Genomic DNA, 23,380 nt, shown 5'->3' on the forward strand with positions numbered 1-23,380 from the left:
TGTATTTAAGTCCTGTAAATAAACTGCTGAACCAATTTTTATGCGTCCATGGCATAAGATTTTGAAATGTTAATTTCAAGATATTCTTTTAACAATCAAGGTTTTCCTTTAAAAATTAAAGGGATAATTTACTGATGTACATGATAATAGCTTAGTTTTTGTTTTTTATTCAATGAGTAGGCGGATCTAAAGTCGTTCTTTTATGCAAGCTCGCAACCAGGTACTTTAATGGGCCTATAAATTTGGAATAAAACATGGGGAGTTATCCCCTGAAATTTCAACGATCAATCAAAGTGTTGGCAGCGTACTTGATTTTTACCTGCTTTTTTAGCTTCATATAAAGTTTTATCCGCTACTGAGATCACATCATCCACATCATTAGCAAAAAACGGAGATATGCTGACTATTCCTATACTTATTGTTGTCTCGTTTCTTTTTGCTTGTTTTTTAAATTTCTTTTGTAAATTGTTACAAAGTAAAATGGCATCATCGAGCGATGTATCCGTTAAAATCGCTGCAAATTCATCCCCTCCAATACGAAAAGCACTGTGTTTATCTCTTTGTGCTGAATTTTTGATCGCTGTTGCTAACTGTTTTAAAAATAAGTCACCTGAAGGATGACCATAATTGTCATTAATTAATTTAAAGTCATCTACATCGATTAATACTAAATTAATGGAGTGACGGTTTTTCTTTGCCTTTTTAAATTCTTCACTAAGCCGTTCATCAAAGTAACGACGGTTATAAAGACCAGTTAATGCATCTGTAATTGAAACACGCTGGACTTCTCGCATTGCTTCATCTTTCTCTTTATTGAGTTGTATGGTTTCTTGCAATAATTTCGAAGGAAATTGAGCCGTAATAATTAGCATAATGACAAAGAGAGTAAACATAGTCGCTAAAATAATGCGATCCAGATCCCCTAACCAATAATTATAAGCAATTAAAGGTAAAAACATAGGTAATAAATACGCATAATAGGCAGGTAGATATACCGAAAGAGATGCTAGAGCACCTGATGCCATCCCACCCAAAACTAAGGTAATAACAATTTGATGCATATCGACGAAATAAGGATAAAATAAGATATAGCATGAACCCCACAAAGAACCTGTAAAAAAAGTTAACACCAAAAACCAATTTTTAGTCGCTCTTTTTTTGGCAATATAATCGCGATTGATAATATTTTTTCTGCTATTAACCCAACGCCAAGAATTTAAAAAGAACATAGCTAAAAACCACAGAGCTACAGGCATAATTGGAGCATTTCGATATAATAAATAACCTGCTATTAACGAGGATAAAAAAACATTGAATGGAATGGTTTTTAGAGAGCTTTCGAGTAGCAATAAAAAGCATTCATTTTGTAATCGAAAAGTCGGCTTTATCCCCATTTTATTCTCCGTAATTCAATTATAAAGCTCAAAAATTCAAATTAAGAAGCGAAAAAACTCGATGTCGAATTTAATCTCATGGCCTTTAACAAAGGATGTACTATTAATTTTAGCATATTCATTGATGACCAAAAAATGAACAGATAAATTTTAGTAGGGTAAATTTAAATCGTTAACAGATAAATTTTTAAAATGCATGAAACTAATCTTTGCAAAAATATAAGATGATTTTCATTGAGAACACATTTATCTAATCTTAGTTACTAAGATTGGTATTTAGATGTATTTATATGCTACAAACTTCGTTTCGATCCAAAAAGAACAGGAGGGATGTAATTGGAATGTTATTCAGGTACTATTAAAAATGTGGATCATTTATAGGAAGAATTAATGATTAATCATGTGGTTGTATTAAAATTTAAATTAAATTTAGCAGAGTCGGATATTAATTCTGCTCTAAATCAGTTAGGAAATTTGCAGGAGATAATTCCCTCTATTAAAAACTTTTCATGTGGATCCAATTGTAGTCCTGAGCAATTAAATAAAGGATTTACCCATGCATTCGTTATGACCTTTGACGATTTAAAAGGACGAGATCTTTATTTAGAGCATCCAGAGCATAAAAGGATCGCTACGGAGGTATTAGTCCCGATGTTGGAAAATGGTCTTGAGTCCGTGGTAGTGATTGATTATCAAAGTAAATAAAAAACCAGCACTATATTCTGGTTATTATATACACTTGAATCCCAGTTCTATAAAACTATTAATCTAAGCTCCATTCAGCAACTGGGGTTTCCGAATATTGATTTTTAACGTACTGCTCAAGAAGACTATTAAAATTATTATTGTGCTTCGCCAGATATTGTTCTTGCCATATGCTTCCATTTTGATTTCTCTCAAGCCTGGTTTTAATTATATCTAAATAGAAACGTGCCTCCAGGTGGTTAATTCCCAACTCTTCAAGTCCTTTGAGGGCGAGAGGCAACAAGTCTTTTAATAGAGTACTGGCCTTGATTTTACCATGACTCCAATTCAATCTCGCCTCTAACCCGAAACGAGCTGCTTCATAAAAATTTTTTAAACTGGACTCTTGGTGAATTAAAGAGCTGAGGGAGGGTAGGTGATTCGCATAATGAAAAGTTATGCCATAAAAAAATGCGGCATTGGCTACCATATCTATTATAGTTGGGCCAGAAGATAGGACACGGTGCTCTATTCTTAGATAAGGTTCATGTTGTTGATTAAAATCTAAAATAGGCCTGTTCCAGCGGAAAATACAACTATTTTGACATCTCACATGAAACATATTATTGATAGGGTCCTTATACGAAGCGAGAGGTAAGAGATAAGGAAAATTTTTAAAATTATTTTTAAAAATGGGAAAAAGGTTTTCTTTGAAATAGTTGGGTTCAAAAAAAACGGTTTTTTTCAATGGGAGTGGAAATGTATAAAGTTGTTCAAAAATGCCAATTCGTGTTTCGCTCCATAAACGCTTCCCAGCAAAATAAGGTGAATTACTACTAAGGGCCAATAAAGGAGCGGACAATATTTGAATAATGTTAAAATAATGAGTTGATTGACGATTAGGCACTTCTAAATGAAGCTGCAACGAACATATTAAACCTTCTATAGCTAAAGATTCTGGAAATAAACGGAGATTTTCTTTTTCTCCTTCGAGATGAATGGATAAAGATTCACCGTTTCGATATTTAGCTACAAACTCATCCATTAGAATAAAAATATTTTGGGGTGTAATATATAAAGGACTAAAAAAAGCAGGGTCTACTTGGGGTATTGAACCTATGAGTGCTAAATGATGTTGAGAATTAAATGCTGTTTCACAACATTTATTCCATATAGTTAAAATACTTTGGTGTAGTTTAGATAAGAAATCATCTTTCAAAGGAAGAACTGGCACATTAATTTCTAATTGAGATCTTCCTGCCTCTTGAACCAATTCTTGAATTCTAATTTTTTTAGTAAAAAAAAGATTATCAGGTGTTAATTGATAGTGTTTATCTAAAATAAGAAATTCAATTTCAGCCCCTGCTTTCATGGCTTCATATTTAAAATAGTCTTTCGCGAACCATTCTTCTAAAAGAAGTGTTTCAGCAATTAAATTTTTTTCAAATAACTCACAATCAACTTTATATTCTTCCATTTTTTTAATATGCATAGCTTAGTCCCTAAGTTCGACTAAAGTTTTTGTAATGAAATACTTAAGTTCGATTCAATCATAAAGCAATGGTTTGCTGGAATAATTTGCCATTTAAATTTATCAGTGGTTTTAGCTCCATGAATGGATAATTTTTCGGAAGCAATAATTACATGCTTATACATGGTTTGTTGGCTGGAGTTTGATAAAAAATCATCCCCTAGAGAGAAATACATGGTTTCAGGTGTAATTCGTGATGAAGTACAATAACGGAATGCCACGATACGTTTTCCATCGGTAAGGCAAATATTAAAATAGCACACCGCTTGTTTATGATGATTTTTAACTAATTCATTAATTATATTTAATGTTTTCTGTAAATTTATATATATGTCATAAGAGCTAGATAATTTTTTATTTTTTGCTAATTGTAAAAATAAGGCAAAAATTAATTCTGAATCTGTGCTCCCTTTAATCCAATTATAAATATCATCATCCAATAAATTATGGATTTGTCGTTTTATTTTTTTGAAGTAAGGAATCCATCCATTATGCATAAAGAGCCAGTTTTTATATATAAATGGATGACAATTAAAGTGAGAAATACCACCGGTACTTGCTGCACGTATATGGGCAAAAAAAAGCGGAGCTCTGGTTTTTTTTGCTAAATAAGAAAAATTTAGATCGTTCCATGCGGGGAAAAGAGAGGTAAATAAAGCGGGCGTCTTATCATAATGAGTATACCATCCCAAGCCAAACCCATCCCCATTGGTCAGGGTACGAGATTCACGCGCTAAAAGGCTTTGTTTTATAAGAGAATTGTTAGGTTTTACTAACAGATCAGCAAATAAAATATCCTCTTTTCCTATATAAGCTACGAATCGACACATAATTATTATCCTTATCAAGGCATTATAAAACGATCCATATCATTGTAATTCTAGGAAAGGAGGCATAAGATGTCCAAAATAATATTCAAAATAGTCATTTTTAATTCATTTTGAAGATTCTAGGATAGTAAAATGTCTTCAGGTTCGGAAATAATGTTCAAGCGTTTTATTGCGATTGGTGCCTCCTCCGCAATGGTTGCCACAATTTTAGGTTCTTTTGCTGCTCATCATCTAAAGACTCAATTTAGTGAATATCAAATGCATCTATTTCAAACAGGGGTTTTTTATCAATTTATTCATAGTTTGGCTTTATTATTCATTGGAGTTATTCTTTGGCACCTCAATAATCAATTTATTCGAGTTTCTGGATGGTTGTTTTTTATAGGAATTTTGCTTTTTCCAGGAAGCTTGTATTTAATGAGTTTGATGCAAGTAAAAGCGCTGGGATTGATTACGCCAATAGGCGGCACCTGCTTTATCTGTGGCTGGATTTTGTTAGCTATGGGGATGTATACAACAAATACTTAAATCATTGATATCGCCAAATTTGAAATTTTTCAAAATGATTATTCTCTTATGCACGTTTAAAAAGTTAGAATTTATATAAGAACACATCGAGCGATTTATTTTATGAAAGCAAACTATCCACTAAAAGTTATTCTAGCTAGCGCATCTCCTAGACGGTTCCATATACTCCAAGAGCATGGGTTGAATGCTGTAGTCATGCCCGCCGATATTGAAGAAATTGTGCAAAAAGGTGAAGACGCGAGAGCTTATGTCACTCGTTTGGCTGAAGAAAAAGCGCACACTATTTTGTTACAAACTGCAGTAGAGAGTGCACATCTCATTTTGGCAGCAGACACTACGGTGGCTTATCAGAATCATATTTTAGAAAAACCCCGGGATGCCGAAGACGCCTATCGAATGTTACGTATGCTTAGTGGTAATTCCCATGAGGTCTATACTGGTTATGCTCTTATTTTTTTACCCGAACAAAAATGGTGCATTAACTATGCGACAACCCACATTACATTCAACAACCTAACAGACGAACAAATCCAAAATTATATTGATTCAGGAGACCCTTTTGATAAAGCTGGAGGCTATGGTATTCAAACAGTACGTGATACCTTTGTTAAGGAAATAAAAGGATCCTATTACAATGTCATGGGTTTGCCTATTGAGGAAATTTTAGAAAAGATTTCTTAGAGTATTTTGGAGTGCTGTTTACTTAACTAGGTCAAAAGCATTTATATCATAAAAGCAGAAAATGTTATCTCATTACATGGCTTTCCGAAGGTTCATCTCTGAACAAGTATTAGCATGGCTAGTAATTTTCATAATGGATACTAGCTAGATATGTGCACAGTATTAGGTCAATTCGAGTACGGATCTAATTTTTACTTAATTATTTCTTGTTATAATGGCTCATTCATTTTTTTAATCTGGAAAATCAACATGATTGAGTCATTGAAAAAAGCTCTTTTGAACAACAATAAGGAAGTTTTTAAGCAGAAAATCAGCAAGGAACAGCTCAATGAAGTTGATGACCAAGGTAATACGCTACTTCATCTAGCCGTGAAGGAAGGTTCTTTATATTTTGTAAAACATTTACTGGCCCTCGGAGCGGATATCTCATTGCTAAATGATGAAGGGAATAGTGTGTTACACCTTGCAGTGCAAAAGGGCTATTTTAATATAGTCAATGAACTGCTGGGAATTTCACCAGCAGCAAAAGATAGAAAAAAGAAAGCAAAATGGACGGATAAGGATCGTAGCATTAAATTGGAGAGACTGAAAAATTCTCAGAATCAGGCATTTATTCTTCTGAATGTACCGAATAATAAGGGAGAAATACCGCTCATTATTGCAGCTAGTTTAAAAGATGATCTTATTTATAAAAAAATTCTACTGCTTGATCCTGCTCCTGGATATGCAAAAAAACATATCGATGAAGCTTTGAGATTACGGCAAAAACAGATTGGAAGTTTGCGAAATAAAAGTTTTTGGGCTGCATTGTTGGAAACATTTTGTCCTTCTGCATCTATAGCAGAATTAACCGAGTCGTTTGCATATACCGGATTATTAGCTGGGGCAAGTGCAGCAGTGGCTTTGGGCTTGAATATTGCCTTTGCTGTTATCTCCATTTTGGGGTTTAGCCTCATCCTTTATGCTAATTATAAAAAGAATCAATCTGAAAAAAATGCCATTCGCGAACTTGAAGAGTTACAAGCGGAACTGGCTTTTCTGCAGGGGATTAGAAAAAGAGTTGCGCAACTCCTCTCACAAAGGGTATTAACTGCTGATGATAAGAAAGAACTGGCCTTGATGAAGGTGGAATTAACCAAAACCATTCAAAAAACAACCCTAGTGAAAGGCTCAGAAATAAATGCGGCGGATTATGTAACGCGAAATGATAAAATCCTCGTTGGCTTAAGTTCGGTTGGGAGCTTCCTATGTACGTATTCCGGAACACTGGGTATTATGGGGCTTGGTTTGGCAATTGGTGCTGAAATTCTCGGTGTCAGCTTGTCGGCTCTTATCGTTTCTACCGGCCCAGTGGGCATCGGTATTGCTTTAGGTGTTGGATTAATACTTGCCGCAGCTCTTGCTTTTTATCACTATGAATCCAGAAAACAAGGCTATATGGTTTTTGGAGAGCAACGAGCATCCATTCATAAGTTGGAGTACAGTGTTTATAAAGAACAACAAGACCTCATTCATGGTGCGGATAACGTGCTCAAAAATATTGATGGTTTACTGACACCCCACAAAAATCTTAAAAAACCAAAGGGTGAAACATCAGAGCAAAAAAAGAAAGCGCCTGAAGCCCTTCCCAATAGATATGATCATGGGCATAAACCAGGGGAGATTTGTTCTAAGGAAACAGAACAACTTGGTACTAATGGATTCATGGGGCGAGCTCAAAGTGTACCTGATATGACGGTAATTAAAACTAAAACCCCCACATTGTAGGTAAAAAATTATCATTAAATAGCTCATTAGGTGTGCATAGTTAGTTTTTAATAATTTTTGTAAATTTCATATGGACAATTTTAGAACAACCGTCAAAATCATCTCCTATAATTAATGATGAACCTAGCCATTAATTATTGAGGTAATAAATGCTTGACCGCGATGATAATAATTTGCCGAAAACTGATTCAAATGGGGTTACTGTTACCAGACAAGTAAAGAAATTAACTCAAGATCCTAGGTATAGAAGCGTTGATTTTTTTGATCAATGTGCAATAGAACCAAATTTCAAGGTAGAACAAGAGCAGATCACAATCCAAGCATCAAAGACCCCACCTCCGATGCTCAAAGTAGAGGATTTAAATATCCCCGAATTCTTATTAGATGAATTGACTTCTGATGAAATAGTAAACATTGCGAATCAAATAATAAGTTTTGCTTACGATCCCCTGAAGGTTGCCCATCACCTTAAAGATTTGGACGGTGTTTTGGGAAAATCAATGCAAGATAACCAAATTATACCCCCAGAACACAATTCGCTTCCTTCTCATTTGATTGCTGGAAGGGGTAATTATATCCCAGGTAGTCCGCCACCTGACTACCAACCTTTGAAAAAGGGGAGGATTCTGGATACATTATTATTAAAACGTGAAGAGTTGCGTGATGTAAATAAAAATGGTTTTATTGTTAAGTTTATTGGTTTTGTCAGTAGCATGATAGCGGATCGTATCGTTTCAAGTGGTCAACTTTTTAATGAAAATAAACAAGTTAATCGTGTCCTTTTACATGGTTCTTATACACATCGACTTTTACTTGAAGCATTTGCTCAGGCGGTAGAAAAGGGTGATATCGATTTAAATATTAAGTCAGGAAAGAAGCTCAATTTTGTTCAACTATTACATATCTTAGTTTCGGTAAAATCAAAAAATGGGTTCAGTCTCTGGGAAATGGGACTAGACTCCGTTGAGGATTCTGAGCGTTCATCTAATGCTCCATTAGATTCAAAGCAATATAGTTTTAGCTGCCGATCCCCTTTTGTTTTAAACTCTCTATTATTATGTTTTGGTAAGGAGTTGGGATTACCTAATCTTCAAACCTATTTGTTGGACAGTCATTACAAATCGGCATATGAAATGGTCTTACGTTCTAAAGAAAAGATGGCAAAGGCAGAGAGATTGCCTCACTATTCAAAAATTGATATTTCCAATGAACGAATATATGAGCGTTGTATGGAATATTTTTCTACAATGGCAGAAAGTTATGGCGATGTAGGGGGAAATTCCCCTTTTACTCTTGATGAATTAACAATGCTCTCCGACGATCGCTATATATCATCAATGTGGGGACCTAGTGTACGAATAAAAGTATCCTCACCCCAAAAACCCGGGATTTATACAGGTTGGATGGAATTTTTTCAGAGCAAAAGCAAAGAAAAGGAACCTATTTCAAACCAAAATAAAAAACACCAACGACCTGATTCGGATGAGGATGAAGAACAACGATTTAATAAAAAGAAACAATGAATAGGGAATAGGATTAGGTTTGGTAAACTTGGGTGCCCATCTATGTCCGATAATTTAAGCCCTCAGTTTAGTGCTCTTTAGACGTAATTGTTTTTTGAGTTTAGGACAAGGAAATGCTTTAAATTATAGGAAGAATCTATCTGATTAAAATATAGGGAGAAATATAATGCATACACGGATTGATTATACTAAATTTGCTCCTGACGCAGTGAATGCGATTTTAGGTCTTGAACAGTATGTTGTTCATAGTGGAATAGAACGATCTCTTCTTGAATTGGTTAGGCTACGTGTGTCACAAATTAATGGCTGTGTCTATTGTGTTGATATGCACAGTGCGGATGCTAAAAGAGATGGGGAGTCTGAGCGTCGTCTCCATTCATTGGTTGTATGGAGAGAGTCTCCTTTTTTTACTCCTCGGGAACGAGCAGCTTTAGCTTGGAGTGAATCAGTTACTTTATTATCAGAAACCCACGTTCCTGACGAACTCTATAATGAAGTTTTAAGTTGTTTCAATGAAAAGGAGCTCATTGATCTGACTATGGCTATTATTACCATTAATAGCTTGAACCGCATGGCAGTGAGCTTTCGAAAATTACCAACCTGAAATTTTGCGAAAGGTTCCAACCTTCTTGAACCGTTGTTAATACATCCGGAGGGGGACCAGGGTTCTGGATACCGTGCTTTATGCGCGGTACGTGGGAGTTAAATTTTTAGGGCCGGCCAAGCCCAATTCGAAGCGAGCCCAAATATAAAGGAGTAAGCAATTTATAGGTTTCTATTTTTGAAATAATGAAATAAAAAAATCACAAAGAAATAAATGAACAGTGGTTTAATAAATACATTAAATACCAAAATCATTTGTAAAAACAAATTGCTTGAATGCCATAACTGCTGACATAGCTTTAAGAAACTTAGAGATTGGTAGGGCTTTATATACAAAAGCATTGCCACGTACTGAATAATAATAAAACCGAGTAGGGTACAAAGAATTGCAATGGGATGCCTAATCGAATAGAAGAAATGAAACCATGAATTATTTTTCATTGATCTCCCTAGGGTTAACTGCGCACATTGATTTATAAGATAGCACTTCTCAAGACTAGAAATCTCTCAAGAATCAAAAACTTGCACGCAATTTCGTCCCTCTTTTTTTGCTTTATATAGAGCCTGGTCAGCGTTTTTGATGGATTCTTCAATTGTAATACCTGTCTTAAGATGCGATATACCAAATGAAGCTGTTAAATGAATAGTTTTAAGGTTATCTATATTAATTTTTAGTGAAGAAATTCCTATCCGAATACGTTCTGTGATCTCAAGAGCGAGATCAGTATTAGTATTTTGATAACACAGTAAAAATTCATCGCCGCCAACCCTAAAAATTTTGTCGTAAGGGCGCATATTCTCCATAATAAATCGACATACGGAAGCTAATACGCTGTCACCCGCTGCAAGTCCGTATTTATCATTAATTTCTTTAAAATGATCTAAATCAACCATTACTAAGCTGCATAATTGTATTTGCCGATTAACTAATTCCTGTTGTTCTCGTAAGATGGGTAACATATTATTCCGGTTGATCGAGCCCGTTAATGGATCACGATTATAAAGTAATTCACTTAATTCTCGTTGCATTGCCGAAATTTCGAGATGTAATTTTTCCATGGTATTTGAAAAAATATCATAATCATGAGGGGATACGGGATTGCCTTTACTTATTGCGACTAACAGGGTAGCGGCTGCTCTATGCATTTGCAGATGCTCTTCTCCCAGTGCGATAAATCCTGGATGTTGATTTAATCTCTTCGACGCAGTTTGATAATACCATTGACCGAATTGGCATTCTTTATGAGCACTCGTACTCATGTCGTGTAAATCAGGCGGTAATCTACATATAAGGGAACGTATGATTAAATTATACCATTGATGATGATTGTAGAGTGCTTGTTCAAATTGGAATATAAAATCTTGTAATTCCTCACGACTAAAAGAATCAAAATACATGTATCTGTCCTTAATAGTTAGTTTATTTCAATCCTAAAAATATTTGATTCGATACTTAAACAAACTCATCACGGAACTGGTTCAAAAATATCTATTAAAATGAGAAATTATAAATTTCATAACTTCAAATAATTACATCAATAAGTATAGGAAAAAACATTTCATTCTGCTTCATAGCTCTTGGAATTAAAAATTTTGTGTATAGAAACCCAACTCGCTCTTGGTTCATAGAATATTATTTTGAAGATTTGACGATCTAATACACACCGTGATCAATACGGTATCCAAATTATTAAATTTATAACAAAATAGGTAGATGCTATAAAGTAATTAAGACGTACTAATGAATGGATTGATGAAATTATTTTCTAAAAACGAACAGGGTAAGGCCCGAGTGATGTTCGTTTTCTTAGCCGGGCTATTAGGCATAGTTACCTTATTTTTTGAACTTATATATTGGTATGATATTCGAGAGAATTGTGACCGTATCTTATTTGCTATTTCAATATATATTTTTCTATTAGCCTTTTTTGTAGGGAAGCCAGTTGAGCATTTAGGATCATTGTGTACTATTTTATTCGGATTAGTCTTCATGTGTTTTTCTATTTTTTTTCAAGTCTTTTATTTCAGGACCACTTCAATTACACAAATGCTATTTCTGTTTATCTGTCTTGGAGGTACGTGGGGTCTTGGACGTATGTTATCTGTTATTGTTAATTTTTCTGATTCCGTGGAGGCGGGCTCTTAGTAAGTCAAACCTTGCTAGAAAGGGAATTCGATATCAGTGGGATTCTGTACACAAGTTGCTCATTATTGTATAATAATCCTAATAAATTATTATCGATGTTTAGGTAATGCATAAAATTGACCACTATATACACACGGAAACAGCAAATGTAGACAATATTCTAGATACCACTCTGGCAAATATCTATTTAAAAGATAAAAAAGGGCGTTATCTAGACTGCAATCAGAACATGTTATTTGTAAATAAGATGCAAGATATGAAGGGAATGACGGATTCCGACTTATTGTGGAAAGAACAAGCTCCTATACTCGCAAAAAATGATGCAGAGATAATACAACAGAATAAAGCAAAAACATTTATTGAGACAGTCCAAGTGGATGGTTCTATTCAGCATTATCTGAGTCGTAAAGCACCATTGTATACGCGACAAGGAACGATCATGGGGGTTGTGGGAATATCTTTTCTGATAGATGATGATGCTTCATTGTTTAAAGCCATACACGAGACACTACCCTTGGCTATGCCCAGCCCTGTTGAGTTCAATGTTCTTCCTTCTCAGCGGTCAGATCAAAATTCGTACCCTCAACTCACAACGAAACAAATTAAATGCTTATATTATTTGGTTAAAGGAATGACAATAAAACAAATTGGTCAACAATTAAACCTATCACCAAGAACAGTTGAAGATCACCTTAATGCAGCTAAAAATAAACTCAACTGTCATAGCCGCAGGGAGTTAATTACAACCGCATTACAATTGCCAATTATTAGAAACCAATTGTAACAAGATCATTTTAAACTGATAAACAATCGGAACTATTATATGGTGAAATCAATTCCTCCTGTGAGCCCGTATGCACTTTTCACCTGCGTTCCGTAATAGTTTTGGACTAGGGGAACATTAACTCCAAAATAACACGAGAAATTGGTATTCATATTTACTCTTAAGCCTGGTAATAAAAAAATACTATTTCCACCGCTGTTTGGATCACTTAAACCTGCAATATTATCTTTTTCAGCATATTCGCCAGTAAGTTCGATAATACCATCAACGTGTAATTTTTTCTTTGTGTACATCTCTATGACAGCCGCAAAATTATAATCGAATATGGAGCCTTGAGTTGTCTCTTGAGAACCTTCAGTACTTTGTGTATATAATAAGTTTGCGCTTAAGGAAAACTTCTTAAATTGTTTTGAAATAATAATTCCTGCAAAGGGAGTCCAGGCACCACTTCCTGGTTGATCGGATGCAGAAAAGAGTACACCATAATTATCTCTTACTGTGGTTTTACCTGTCGGCGCATTGATGCCATAGAGTAATGCCAGTGAAGCAAAAGCTTTATTCCCATGCAAAAATTGCCACAAAGAAAAGATATTGGTGTCGCCTATACCCGAAGGGCTTCCCAATTGAATAATGTTTTTTATATTGGTTTCCGCATCAAAATTAACAGCAGAGATGGATGAATTAACCACATAAGGGATACTGATGCCTATGGTTATATTATCTTCTAGTCCATAAAATCCCTGAAGATAATTCGTAAAAGTAGACTTCTGGCTTTCTGCTAAGGGATGTTGTAAAAGTTCAGTACTAGACAAAGGAATGCTTGGATAATATTCTGCGCGTTGACTGATCCCTATTTGGCCTTTATCCAGGGTATCCGCAGTCGCCGTAGTAATCGGCGACCCAAGCCCCGGTGAATAACTAATTGAGGTTTGAGTAGCTGCATGAAGAGTAAAAGAGAAGCAGTATAAGCCTATAATTCGCTTTAAAATTTTGTTCATTTCATACGTATTAATTAAAAGTTTATTCTAACTTACAATTTGGTTAATGCCCATTACGTATAATGATAAGAGCTCATAGTTAACCTATTAAAAGGTAGCTCCCCCATCAATGCTTCGAAAGTTTAATCTGCTTCAGTAAAAATTTTTTAAAAATTGCTTTACCTATCAAGAACTTTTATTTAGGGTGTTTATTCTTTGTTGTATGGGTAAAAGTGATTTATTTAACTAAGCACGGAGCGTGGCATGTTTTTAAAATACTCAAGACTTATCTATATTCTTGCAGGGCTCATTTGTTCTATTTCTCAATCTTGGGCTTATACCATAAAAAATGGCGCAATATTTGATGGAAATGGAAATCAAATTAGCATCGATGGTATTGCATGGATTGGATTTCAAGATAGTAATTTTCTTGGTGGACTTTGGAATGTTCCCTTCAATCCCATTGATACACAAAATGGTGTAATTCAGTTACTTACATCGCCCTGGACCGTGCCAGGATCTAATATAGCAAGCGCAGATAAAGGCGTCTCTTTTAAAACAATTCGTTTACCGATACAGCCAGGTATTTGGCGCAATGCAACAACACTACAGCAATCTCCTTTTAATTTTTCAGTTACGGATGTAAATAATCCGGAATCGGGTAATGGCCCTTTTTGTGACTGGAGTAAAGGGGCCGATGGAAGTGGGCATTGTTTACAATCGAAAACTGCACCAGATTTATTAACGGCTACAATTAATGAATTTAAAAAACAAAACATTCTTGTAATGCTCGATTTCCATCACCGACCAGGACTTGGCGATAATTTTCGGGATGGTACTGTAGTAGCAACCAATTATTCATTGCAAGATTATCATGACGATGTAGTTAACTTTATCAAAAATGCGCCTTCGAATTTATTAGGTATCGACATCTATAATGAGCCGCATGAATTATTCTGGTACCAAGACAATACGCAAACAACTCCCATACAACCCGCATGGATTAAAGTAATTGCTGCAGCAGCAAGCGCAGTATATGATTCTAACGTGAATACCTTATTGTTCGTAGAAGGGCCGGGTGGGACCGCTGGGAATGATCCTTATGATCCTGTTTACAGCAATACTGCTACTATTTGTTTGCCTTCTTCTACAAAAATTAATGATCCGAATGTCATTAGTTTAACTAACGACAACAGTCGTTGTCCTACAGCGAATACCTCGCGTGTAACCAATATTGGTTCAAATTGGGGTGAAAATTTCCGCTCTTTACTAGATACAACGCAGTCAGCGAACGGCGTGGCTCGGTTTGATGCCATCACTTTTAGAACCCAATTAATTCAAGCGATTAAAACGAATAATTTTAGCAACACCGATCCAAATGTTATCGCAGATTGGTTGTTGGGGCCTAATAATGATGGGAATAACGGACATCTAGTTTTTGCCCCCCATCTATATGGATCTCAGGTGGCTGGGTGGCAGTCCGATGCAAATGACAGTCCTATACGATTTGATTGGAACTTTGGCTTTTTATTGAACTCAGGTTTTCCATTTGTAATCGGTGAATTAGGATATGACGTTCAAATACCTGCAACTGGGGGGGAAGATTTTTTTCTAAATTCAGTTGCACCTTATTTGATTAATAAAAAAATAAATCATAATTTATTTTTTTGGACCTTCAATAATGCTGATTTTCCTGTAGGGCTTCGAGCAAGTGACTCTGATCTAAGTCTATTTGCATGGAAAGAACAAGATTTGCATGATCTCTTTAATGCACTCTTACCCGTGCAACAATACGGCAAATTATGCGTAACAGTACCTATGCCAATTGGATATACGGGAACAAAATTTCCTGTGATCACAGCTACAACGGTTAATAACAGTTATCAATTTAACTTAACCGCTTTTGATACATTGACCTGTTTAAACAACGTCCTTGTAGGAAATTATACGTTAACCGGAAACTCAATTACCAATAGTGACGGCATCAATTATGTGCCCGAAAATACAAACACGGCTCTTGTTTCTTTAAATACTGAAACGGATATTACCGTTAAATATGTTGAAGAGCCTAAAGGCACTCTCAATATTCAGATTACAGGAGATAGCAATTGTCCTATCAATGCGGACCAGCTATTTACGGTAACTTATTCTTCGAACTCTAATACCAGTAGTGTTCAGCTACTTGGCTCAACACCAAAAGATGTTTCCCTTCCTGTTGGTAACTACACAATCAATGTTACACCGCTTCAGTTACCCCAAAATACACTATGTTCTGCTCAGTTTAATACAAATTTGAGTATCAGTGCGAATACGGCGCAGCAAGAGACTATTCACTATACCGTGGTGGCATCTAATAATTGTAGTGTTAAGGCCCAATGTAGTACTTGGGGGACCCCACAAGACTCTTGGGCTGGGAGTTCTTGTAACCTATACATCAGCACCAAGTCACCTATGGCTAATCCTGCGATATTAAGTCTAGTAGCTAAGGGGATTACTGCGGTGACCTCAGTATGGAATGCAACTGTATCCTTTACCAATGGAAATTTAGCAATGACTTTAAACGATGCGGTATATGTGCCAAATATTGGTTTCAACGCAAATGGTATTATTAGGTTACCCTCTCAAGCAACTCTTTCCACGAAGGGACAAACGTTCACTTGTCCGGTAAATGCTTCATATAATTAAGAATGCATGGGCTCTGCTCAGAGCCCATTATTTCAATCTTATCTAAGGAATGGTGAGTGCTTTGCGCTGCCTGTATAGGGCTTAAAACTGTGACCTGACCAAGAAAAATCTTACAATGGAAAACGAGTGACTAATAATTCACATTATTATATTATCATTTTTTTTTTACAGTGAGTTAAAAATGCCATCAAGTCAATTAGCGTTATTATGTCACCAGATTGAAAATCAAAATACTGACCATTTTGGTAAATTTTATATGTATGTCAGTTTGTTAAATACACTAACAGTAAGAAATAAAAGTTTTGCTGACGGTTTACCCAAATACTCGAGTGGATTGGCTTTTTGGAGAACAAATCATCTGGATATCGGCAAGGAATTGTCGGTTGAGTTTATTCAAAAGTTGGATCTTTATTCTCGAGAATTTATGAATACCGAACCTCATTGGTTGAAGACACTTTATAACATTGTAATGGTATATATTCGTAAAGGGAAAATAACAGATTTAACCTATATCATTGAGCAAATGTTAAATCATCTCAGCGCGATGCAAGGTTATCAAAGTCATAATCAAGACATTTATGATTACATTAATTTTGAACAAAATAAGAAGGGGTTAGCTGAATTTATTAAACAAGTTTCAGATTTAAATCAGCAATTATTATCTATTGCTGATAGCGGTTGTAATACTGTGCTATCCACCTTGGCGGTTGCCACAGGCTTGGTGCTGGTTTTAGCTTCGGTTACTTCTATAGCGCCTCTGGTTATTGGTTTGTCGCTGGTAGTTGGAGGTACATTTGGTATCTATCATTATGTGACCCAGGCAGAAGCACAAGCAAAACAATTAGAATCTCAAGGAAATAAAATAGTTGAAACTATGAGCAAGCTACCGCAAAACGTGAACTTTTTTGGTAATAAAAACTACAGCAGCTTTTATGCTGCAGCAGTTAAACCTTTGCCCTATACCGTGATTACAGTACTTGAGCAATTGATGTTTGATAAGTCCCAACAAGACGAATTAACAAAACAACGCAATCAAATTGATGAAGTAAGCACATTATTATCTATTTAGTCGATCTTGCTTTTATGCTTTTAAGACTTCATTTGTGCATGCAGATTACATTTGCATGCACGAAAAATTTAGGGGGCTTCAATTGAGTTACCTATCATTAGATAACCAAGACAATTATTTTTGAGTCCATATCATTGAAGCAAATTAAATATATTTTATTTCTCGAATTAGGTATGATTACTCGAACAAGAAAAATAAATTTATGAGTCAATTATGAAAAAATTAGTTTTGATTTTAGCACTCTGTTCGTTGAATGCATTTGCTGTTAATGCAGTAAATCCAAATAATAGCACTTGTGACGATATACAAGATCCTGCGGAGCGAAAGGATTGTTATAATATTGAAAAAAAGGATGAAGCGGAAGAAAATTTTAGAAACTTTCAAGCAAACCTTCCGGATTCTTATCAGGAAGAGTTCTAATAAAAAGAGTTTGATGAATAGCGGTAGTGCATTGAATTGATCGCTTGAATTTAATGTATTACCTATAAAAGATGTTGCTTTTGCTCCCCTTCTCTTACATTAAATAGACGCAAAATTTCAATTCAGATGGCTATAATTCAATTTTGATTTGTTTATAAAATTAAACAAATTTCGAAAGATTATGATTAAAATTCTTTATTTTATCCTGAGCCCAACAAATATTTTCTCTAAAAAATCCTAACAAATGTTCAATTTATAAACTATAAATACATATAGAAGTCATTTTTATGGGTTCAAGGAGAAAATAATGAAAGCAATAATTACATCTACAGCATTACTCATGTCTTTAAGTTTAGTGGGTTGTAATACGATGAACCAAGCTGCCCAATACAGTAATCAAACTGTAGGCGCTGGAGTAAAATATGGTGCTAATGTGGTAGGTACCGGGGTAGGTTTTATAGCTAATACGGGTGCAGCTGTAGGTCATGGTGTAGGCAGGGTAGTGGGTACTGGCGTTGGAGTTGTAACTGGACATACAGTTTACAAAGCACAACCCCAATATGTGGATCACAATGGCCATAAGTATATGTTACAAAATGGTCGCTATGTTCTTGTGCACTAATTTTTAAAAAGGCTCTTCATTTAAGAAGAGCCTATATCAATCCAAGCCTACGCAATAATTCATAATGTATTAGAGCTGCTTACGTGTGTAGTTTCCTCTAAGGCTTTTGTACTTCTAATCTCTGCCGCTATGCATTGAATTAAGGGTTCTTTTAGGCCCAAAGGAATATCTTTATGGACTTTTGCAACTCTAAGAGTAGTTGGGACGCTGTAGCGAGAATTTAATTCTTCTAATTCCTCAGAATCTACTACGCTTGCCGCATCATGAATGGTTAACAAACGTTCGTGCATTCCTATTAAACCTAATTCTCGAGCTCTTTTATTCATGCGTTCAAAGTTTTCAAGCATTATTCCATCTGAGAATACTACTTCAAGAGACCACACTCTTTTTTTGAAATCTGGATTTTCTATATCTTGGACGTGTACTATCTCATTAGAAGGCATAAATTTTCCTAGGAGGCGACCAGGACCTCGTACTTGAATTACTTTCATTACGTCTTCAGAAACGTTTAATGCCCAATTATCGTCTTTAGCAGCACCAATAACAATCGTTACTTCATTGTTGCTCGCAGTGGTTTCCTTTATAGGATAAAATTTTTCATGCTTGTCCAATTCTTTAATTTTTTTTCTTGTATAACTATCAAATAATTCTTCGTTTAAAAATAAATGTTTTTGCGGGAGCGTATATACTTTAGGCAGTCCAGTGACCCAAATGAAACCGCGACATGGAATGATTGATATGCCAGCTGCATAGGGCTGTGCTGTATATTTGCAGGGCGATGCAGAAAAAAAATATCGACTGTCATTATCAACGAGATAGCTCACAATATCATGATTGAAAGATTTTTTTCTCTGAACGGAAGACATCCCAAGATAATTACTCGTCATGGCTTCAAAAACTTCTTTAGTACCTTCTGTTCCTCTGAAAAGTAAGTCACTTCCGGATGGAAGGCTATTATGTAATTGCTCAGCTCCAACCTTTATTTCCTTTGATGACAGAGATGCATACGAGATATCCAGTTTGTCTGAAAACAAGGGATAATTTGATTTAGTTAAAGACTTTAATACGCGTTGAACAAAAATCGATCTATTTATGGGGGTTAATTTGGATAGCACACAGTACTCCTATTATTACGGATCAATTAATTGCCACCAGAGTCATTAAATGTGCTCTGCGAATGAAAAAGGATCATAGCAGATAAATTTTGTTTAGTGGAATAGAAAAGAGGTTTATTAATGTTCAATCGAGAAATTTATAAGATATAGGCCTATCTGAGTCTTTTAGGAAAGCAATATGTGAAATGAGAGAGGACATTATTTTTCAGAAATAGCGCAACTTTTTAAATGCTGCGCTATGGGAATAAGAAACATTGGATTTTGACTTACAAGATAGTACATTTCCATGGATCCGAAAGTTCTTCTTTGGAGGGTATCTGTACTTTCTTAGTTCCTTGAGCATACAAACCATAGGGATTAAGCTCTACGGGTGTTTTGGTATTTGATTTGGTTGCAAAGTTTCCCAGTTTTATACCATCTAAATGTTTTTTAAACACCTCGAAGTTAGGTCTATGTTCAGCATCTATAATTGGGAATATAATATGTTGAAAATGTTGTGCTCGTTTTTCAATTTCTTCGGAATAGATTTTGGCAACAACCTCTGGATTATTTTTAAAACTTCCGCATCCCCATGCTCCCATAATGGCGTCCGTTTTTCCTTTGAGAATTAAGGTATCTAATTGGGCACCGATACGACGACTTAGATCTTGGGTATATTCTCTTACAGAATCTTCATTCTTGAAGTCAATCGTTCTATCAACAAGCTCAGGAGCGGCTGACCGCAATTCATAAAAAGGAAAAATTTTGTTTTTTGGAAGGAAGGTAAAACTCAATGCACTGTCCGCTACAAATTGTTTTTTTGATGTGAGTTCATCAGAACTTGTTGGAACCAAAATTTCCGGTCCACGAAAGCAAATCTGTGGCTCATCATTCATAAAGACTTTATAAGCTTGGGGTATTTTTATGCCTCGTCTTATACCTAAGGATTCCAGTTCTTCTGGGCTCATTTGTTCTTCAGCAGTTAGGAGTCTGCGCGCGTGTTCATCATAAAGAAAACATTTTTGAGTTTCATCGTAATAAATTCCTCGGGAGCCTAATGAACGGACACAAGATGAACGATGCCACATATTTTCTTCTTGAGCACTCCCACCTTCTAGAGCAGCTCCTCCCGGAAACAAAGAATTGGCCATATTCAAAATAGGATATATTCTTCCATGCTTTTTAGTTGCTTCCAAAGCGGCATCTCCAAAGTCTCGGCAAACCACTTCAACTTTTTGGGGAGGCTCTACTTTTTCTTTTTCCCATGCTTTTAAATTTTCAGCAGCATGTGACTTTAACTCATTATATAGCTTAGGATCTGTCGAGTGGTCTATTGTTTTTTCCATGCTTTTATGACGCCATCCATTTCCTGAAAAAATTCCTAAAAGAAAACCGGGTCGGCTGTAAGAATGAACTTCCTTTATTTTTGATAAAGGAATGGAATTTGGTAGATGGCGTAATTCTCTATATGCTCTCATAAAAAAACTCCCTTGATATTTTGTCTCATTCTGGTTTTTCGGAGACAGATCCTGTTATTTATTGATATAAATTCATCAATAATGATCCTTAATTTGCATTATTGTGCTTTTTATATCGTGTGGGTTATCTCACATATTGTCCTATTTGGTCAATAAAAATCTTTTGTTGAATTGATTGGCAGGAAGTGAAAATATCAGCTCTTTTCGTGTAAAAATGCTTTTAAAGTGAGTAGTTTATTTGAATATTTTTTATTTGCTACTCTTGAATTTAATTGGAATAAAAATATTCCAAATAAAGTTTCAATAATGAGAGGGTTTCTTACAACAAGCATTCAAATTAGTAAGTCGAAGTTTTAGATCTTTTGTTCCAGCTTTCGATACATATGAAATTTTGAACTAATATAAAAACAACGATGATATTATACTTTGGCGCATCTCCAGCTGGTTGAAGTTTTGGCTCTGTTATTTTTGACTATAAGAGATGCATATCTAAAAGGAAATTATTTTGAAAAAAGTACATGTCTGTTTTCAGCTTGTCCTATTGCTGTTAGCTTTTATGTTGAGTGTAAGGGGGTGGTCCGCACAAAGATTGCCACTTTTAAGTGATTATATGCGGATAAAAACTGTCGCTGAGCCCGATATGTCGCCAGATGGAAAATGGATAGTTTATACAGTAGAAGAAAATGTCAATGCAACAAGTGCAATAAGAAATATCTGGTTAGTATCTTACGATGCCAAGGTCTCCAAACAACTGACTCATAATAAGACAGCCAGTAATTATCTACCTAAATGGAGCCCTAATGGCCAATGGATTGCTTTTTTATCCGATAGTGATGATAGTCTTAGATTATTGAGTAGAAAAAGTGGGCAAATTATCCGATTAACTAATAACCAGTACGAGGTAAGTGAGTTTACTTGGGCACCGGACTCTCAAAGCATCGCTTTTATTGCCAGCGATCCTCAAAAAAAATCTTCTAAAAACAAACCTATAATCATTACACGATTTTTATTTAAAAAAGACTCTGAAGGTTATCTTGGCGACAAAAGAACGCATCTTTATCGTATCGCACTTCAAAGTAAACAAATTGAGTTATTAACTCCGGGACCATATGATGAATGGGCTCCAGCTTGGTCACCCAATGGAGACTATATTGCATTTGTCTCTAAAAGAGGGATGGAACCGGATAGGAATTATAACTCAGATGTATATGTGATAAGTAGTAAATCTGGAAGTAAGGCGATACAGTTAACTCGTTTTCCTGGAGCTGGCATGGATCCCGATTGGGAATCTATTCCCTCCTGGAGCCCGGATAATTCTCAAATTACCTACCTAAGCTTTAATAATAAATCACCTATCTATGCGCCAACACAACTAGCGGTTGTTAAATTAACCAGTCATCAAGAACGAATTATTGCCCCTCTTGACCGATGGTTTACAAAGCCGAAATGGTCTGAGGATGGTAAAAAAATTTATGCGCTAATTGAAACAAGCAGAAATACCCATCTTAGTGAGGTTGATGTGCATACAGGTAAGGTCAAAACATTAACTCAAGGAGAACAAGTTGATAGTGAATTTTCAGTAGCGAAGGAACATATTGTAGTTGTCTCTTCGGATGATCAACATCCACCAGAACTCTATGCAGTAGAAAATTCATTAAGACCCTTGACTCACCATAATCAAAAACTTTTGGATGAGGTTATATTTCGCCCTGTAGAAAATATCCAGTTTAAAAGTGCTGATGGCACGTTGATCGATGGTTTATTGCTGAAACCTGCAAATTATAAACCTGGGACACAATTTCCCGCGCTTTTAAATTTACATGGTGGCCCCGTTTATCAATTCAGTCATGAGTTTAATTTTGACTGGCAGTGGCTTGCTGCTCAAGGCTATACGATCATAGCACCTAATCCACGGGGTAGTTCCGGAAAGGGATTTGATTTTTCTAATGCGATTAACGCAGATTGGGGTAATCTGGATGTTAAAGATGTTCTTGCTTCAGTGGATTATGCAATTGAGAAGGGTATTGTCGACCCCCATAAACTAGCTGTGGGAGGCTGGAGCTATGGCGGCATGCTTACGGATTATGTGATTGCCAGCACTGACCGTTTTAAAGCGGCGGTAAGTGGAGCAGGGACCGGCAATATTTTGGGCAACTATGGCGTAGACCAATATACTTTAGATTATGAATCAGAGTTAGGTAAACCCTGGTTAAACACTCAAATTTATATGAAACTGAGTTATCCGTTAATGAAGGCCAATAAAATTAAAACACCTACTTTGTTTATGTGTGCTAGTTTGGATTTTAATATGCCATGCATCGGATCGGAACAGTTATATCAGGCATTAAGATCACAAAACATACCCACCGAATTAATAATATATCCTGAACAATATCATTCTCTTGATAGACCCGATTTTCAAATCGATCGTTTACAACGATTTAAAGACTGGATGGATTTTTATCTTAAAAAAACCAATTAATTCAATAATAAGTGCGAGTTTACGGTTCAAAAAAATTAAAAAATATCTTTTTTATTCTAAGCATTGAAACTGGCCAAAGTGA

General features: G+C 35.5%; 20 protein-coding genes. 13 read left to right on the plus strand and 7 right to left on the minus strand.

The window, feature by feature from the left end:
- Positions 1-284: 284 nt before the first annotated feature.
- On the minus strand, positions 285-1,394 hold the full coding sequence (locus HBNCFIEN_RS05955) for a GGDEF domain-containing protein (protein ID WP_182393148.1): 1,110 nt from the start codon (positions 1,392-1,394) through the stop codon (positions 285-287).
- Positions 1,395-1,784: 390 nt separating this feature from the next.
- Between HBNCFIEN_RS05955 and HBNCFIEN_RS05960 the strand changes: the two genes are divergently transcribed.
- Entirely contained in the window at positions 1,785-2,099 is a 315-nt protein-coding gene (locus HBNCFIEN_RS05960) for a Dabb family protein (RefSeq protein ID WP_182393149.1), read from the plus strand.
- A gap of 58 nt (positions 2,100-2,157) precedes the next feature.
- On the opposite strand, the gene HBNCFIEN_RS05965 is transcribed toward HBNCFIEN_RS05960, so the two are convergent.
- Complete coding sequence (locus HBNCFIEN_RS05965; RefSeq protein WP_182393150.1) at positions 2,158-3,570, minus strand: glutamate-cysteine ligase family protein; 1,413 nt, start codon at positions 3,568-3,570, stop codon at positions 2,158-2,160.
- 20 nt (positions 3,571-3,590) lie between these two features.
- Complete coding sequence (locus HBNCFIEN_RS05970; protein ID WP_182393151.1) at positions 3,591-4,439, minus strand: class II glutamine amidotransferase; 849 nt, start codon at positions 4,437-4,439, stop codon at positions 3,591-3,593.
- Positions 4,440-4,571: 132 nt separating this feature from the next.
- Between HBNCFIEN_RS05970 and HBNCFIEN_RS05975 the strand changes: the two genes are divergently transcribed.
- From HBNCFIEN_RS05975 to HBNCFIEN_RS05995, 5 genes are all read left to right on the plus strand, one after another.
- A complete protein-coding gene (locus HBNCFIEN_RS05975; protein ID WP_255464371.1) occupies positions 4,572-4,967 on the plus strand; it encodes a DUF423 domain-containing protein in 396 nt (131 codons plus the stop codon).
- Between the two features lie 102 nt (positions 4,968-5,069).
- On the plus strand, positions 5,070-5,648 hold the full coding sequence (locus tag HBNCFIEN_RS05980) for a nucleoside triphosphate pyrophosphatase (RefSeq protein ID WP_182393152.1): 579 nt from the start codon (positions 5,070-5,072) through the stop codon (positions 5,646-5,648).
- Between the two features lie 249 nt (positions 5,649-5,897).
- A complete protein-coding gene (locus HBNCFIEN_RS05985; protein ID WP_182393153.1) occupies positions 5,898-7,415 on the plus strand; it encodes an ankyrin repeat domain-containing protein in 1,518 nt (505 codons plus the stop codon).
- A gap of 149 nt (positions 7,416-7,564) precedes the next feature.
- On the plus strand, positions 7,565-8,938 hold the full coding sequence (locus HBNCFIEN_RS05990) for a hypothetical protein (protein ID WP_182393154.1): 1,374 nt from the start codon (positions 7,565-7,567) through the stop codon (positions 8,936-8,938).
- 166 nt (positions 8,939-9,104) lie between these two features.
- The gene (locus HBNCFIEN_RS05995) at positions 9,105-9,542 is read left to right on the plus strand and encodes a carboxymuconolactone decarboxylase family protein (protein WP_182393155.1); all 438 of its coding nucleotides are present in this window, start codon (positions 9,105-9,107) and stop codon (positions 9,540-9,542) included.
- A 506-nt stretch (positions 9,543-10,048) separates the two neighbouring features.
- On the opposite strand, the gene HBNCFIEN_RS06000 is transcribed toward HBNCFIEN_RS05995, so the two are convergent.
- The gene (locus HBNCFIEN_RS06000; protein ID WP_182393156.1) at positions 10,049-10,939 is read right to left on the minus strand and encodes a diguanylate cyclase; all 891 of its coding nucleotides are present in this window, start codon (positions 10,937-10,939) and stop codon (positions 10,049-10,051) included.
- A gap of 355 nt (positions 10,940-11,294) precedes the next feature.
- Here HBNCFIEN_RS06000 and HBNCFIEN_RS06005 point away from each other — a divergent pair, with 355 nt between their 5' ends.
- Together HBNCFIEN_RS06005 and HBNCFIEN_RS06010 are read left to right on the plus strand one after the other, a co-directional pair.
- Positions 11,295-11,687, plus strand: coding sequence for a hypothetical protein (locus tag HBNCFIEN_RS06005; RefSeq protein ID WP_182393157.1), 393 nt, complete (start codon positions 11,295-11,297; stop codon positions 11,685-11,687).
- Positions 11,688-11,793: 106 nt separating this feature from the next.
- Entirely contained in the window at positions 11,794-12,471 is a 678-nt protein-coding gene (locus HBNCFIEN_RS06010) for a LuxR C-terminal-related transcriptional regulator (protein WP_182393158.1), read from the plus strand.
- A 35-nt stretch (positions 12,472-12,506) separates the two neighbouring features.
- Here HBNCFIEN_RS06010 and HBNCFIEN_RS06015 read toward each other — a convergent pair whose 3' ends face one another.
- Positions 12,507-13,469: a transporter gene (locus HBNCFIEN_RS06015; protein ID WP_182393159.1), complete on the minus strand. Its 963-nt coding sequence runs from the start codon at positions 13,467-13,469 to the stop codon at positions 12,507-12,509.
- Between the two features lie 243 nt (positions 13,470-13,712).
- Between HBNCFIEN_RS06015 and HBNCFIEN_RS06020 the strand changes: the two genes are divergently transcribed.
- The 4 genes from HBNCFIEN_RS06020 to HBNCFIEN_RS06035 all read left to right on the plus strand — a co-directional run bounded on the left by HBNCFIEN_RS06020 (position 13,713) and on the right by HBNCFIEN_RS06035 (position 18,244).
- Complete coding sequence (locus HBNCFIEN_RS06020; protein WP_182393160.1) at positions 13,713-16,133, plus strand: cellulase family glycosylhydrolase; 2,421 nt, start codon at positions 13,713-13,715, stop codon at positions 16,131-16,133.
- Between the two features lie 181 nt (positions 16,134-16,314).
- On the plus strand, positions 16,315-17,202 hold the full coding sequence (locus tag HBNCFIEN_RS06025; RefSeq protein WP_182393161.1) for a hypothetical protein: 888 nt from the start codon (positions 16,315-16,317) through the stop codon (positions 17,200-17,202).
- Positions 17,203-17,415: 213 nt separating this feature from the next.
- Positions 17,416-17,622 carry a hypothetical protein gene (locus HBNCFIEN_RS06030; protein ID WP_182393162.1) on the plus strand — a complete coding sequence of 69 codons (207 nt, stop codon included), beginning with the start codon at positions 17,416-17,418 and terminating at the stop codon, positions 17,620-17,622.
- A 307-nt stretch (positions 17,623-17,929) separates the two neighbouring features.
- Positions 17,930-18,244, plus strand: a complete 315-nt coding sequence (locus HBNCFIEN_RS06035; RefSeq protein ID WP_182393163.1) for a hypothetical protein — start codon at positions 17,930-17,932, stop codon at positions 18,242-18,244.
- Between the two features lie 59 nt (positions 18,245-18,303).
- Here the strand turns inward: HBNCFIEN_RS06035 and HBNCFIEN_RS06040 are convergent, their stop codons facing one another.
- Together HBNCFIEN_RS06040 and HBNCFIEN_RS06045 are read right to left on the minus strand one after the other, a co-directional pair.
- Positions 18,304-19,359 carry a hypothetical protein gene (locus HBNCFIEN_RS06040; protein ID WP_255464372.1) on the minus strand — a complete coding sequence of 352 codons (1,056 nt, stop codon included), beginning with the start codon at positions 19,357-19,359 and terminating at the stop codon, positions 18,304-18,306.
- A 266-nt stretch (positions 19,360-19,625) separates the two neighbouring features.
- The gene (locus HBNCFIEN_RS06045) at positions 19,626-20,816 is read right to left on the minus strand and encodes a poly(ADP-ribose) glycohydrolase domain-containing protein (RefSeq protein ID WP_182393164.1); all 1,191 of its coding nucleotides are present in this window, start codon (positions 20,814-20,816) and stop codon (positions 19,626-19,628) included.
- Between the two features lie 556 nt (positions 20,817-21,372).
- Here HBNCFIEN_RS06045 and HBNCFIEN_RS06050 point away from each other — a divergent pair.
- Positions 21,373-23,298 (plus strand): S9 family peptidase, encoded by a 1,926-nt coding sequence (locus HBNCFIEN_RS06050; protein ID WP_255464407.1) that lies wholly within the window; start codon positions 21,373-21,375, stop codon positions 23,296-23,298.
- The last annotated feature ends 82 nt before the right edge of the window (positions 23,299-23,380 follow it).

It is taken from the genome of Legionella sp. PC997 (assembly GCF_014109825.1).
Taxonomy (GTDB): domain Bacteria; phylum Pseudomonadota; class Gammaproteobacteria; order Legionellales; family Legionellaceae; genus Legionella.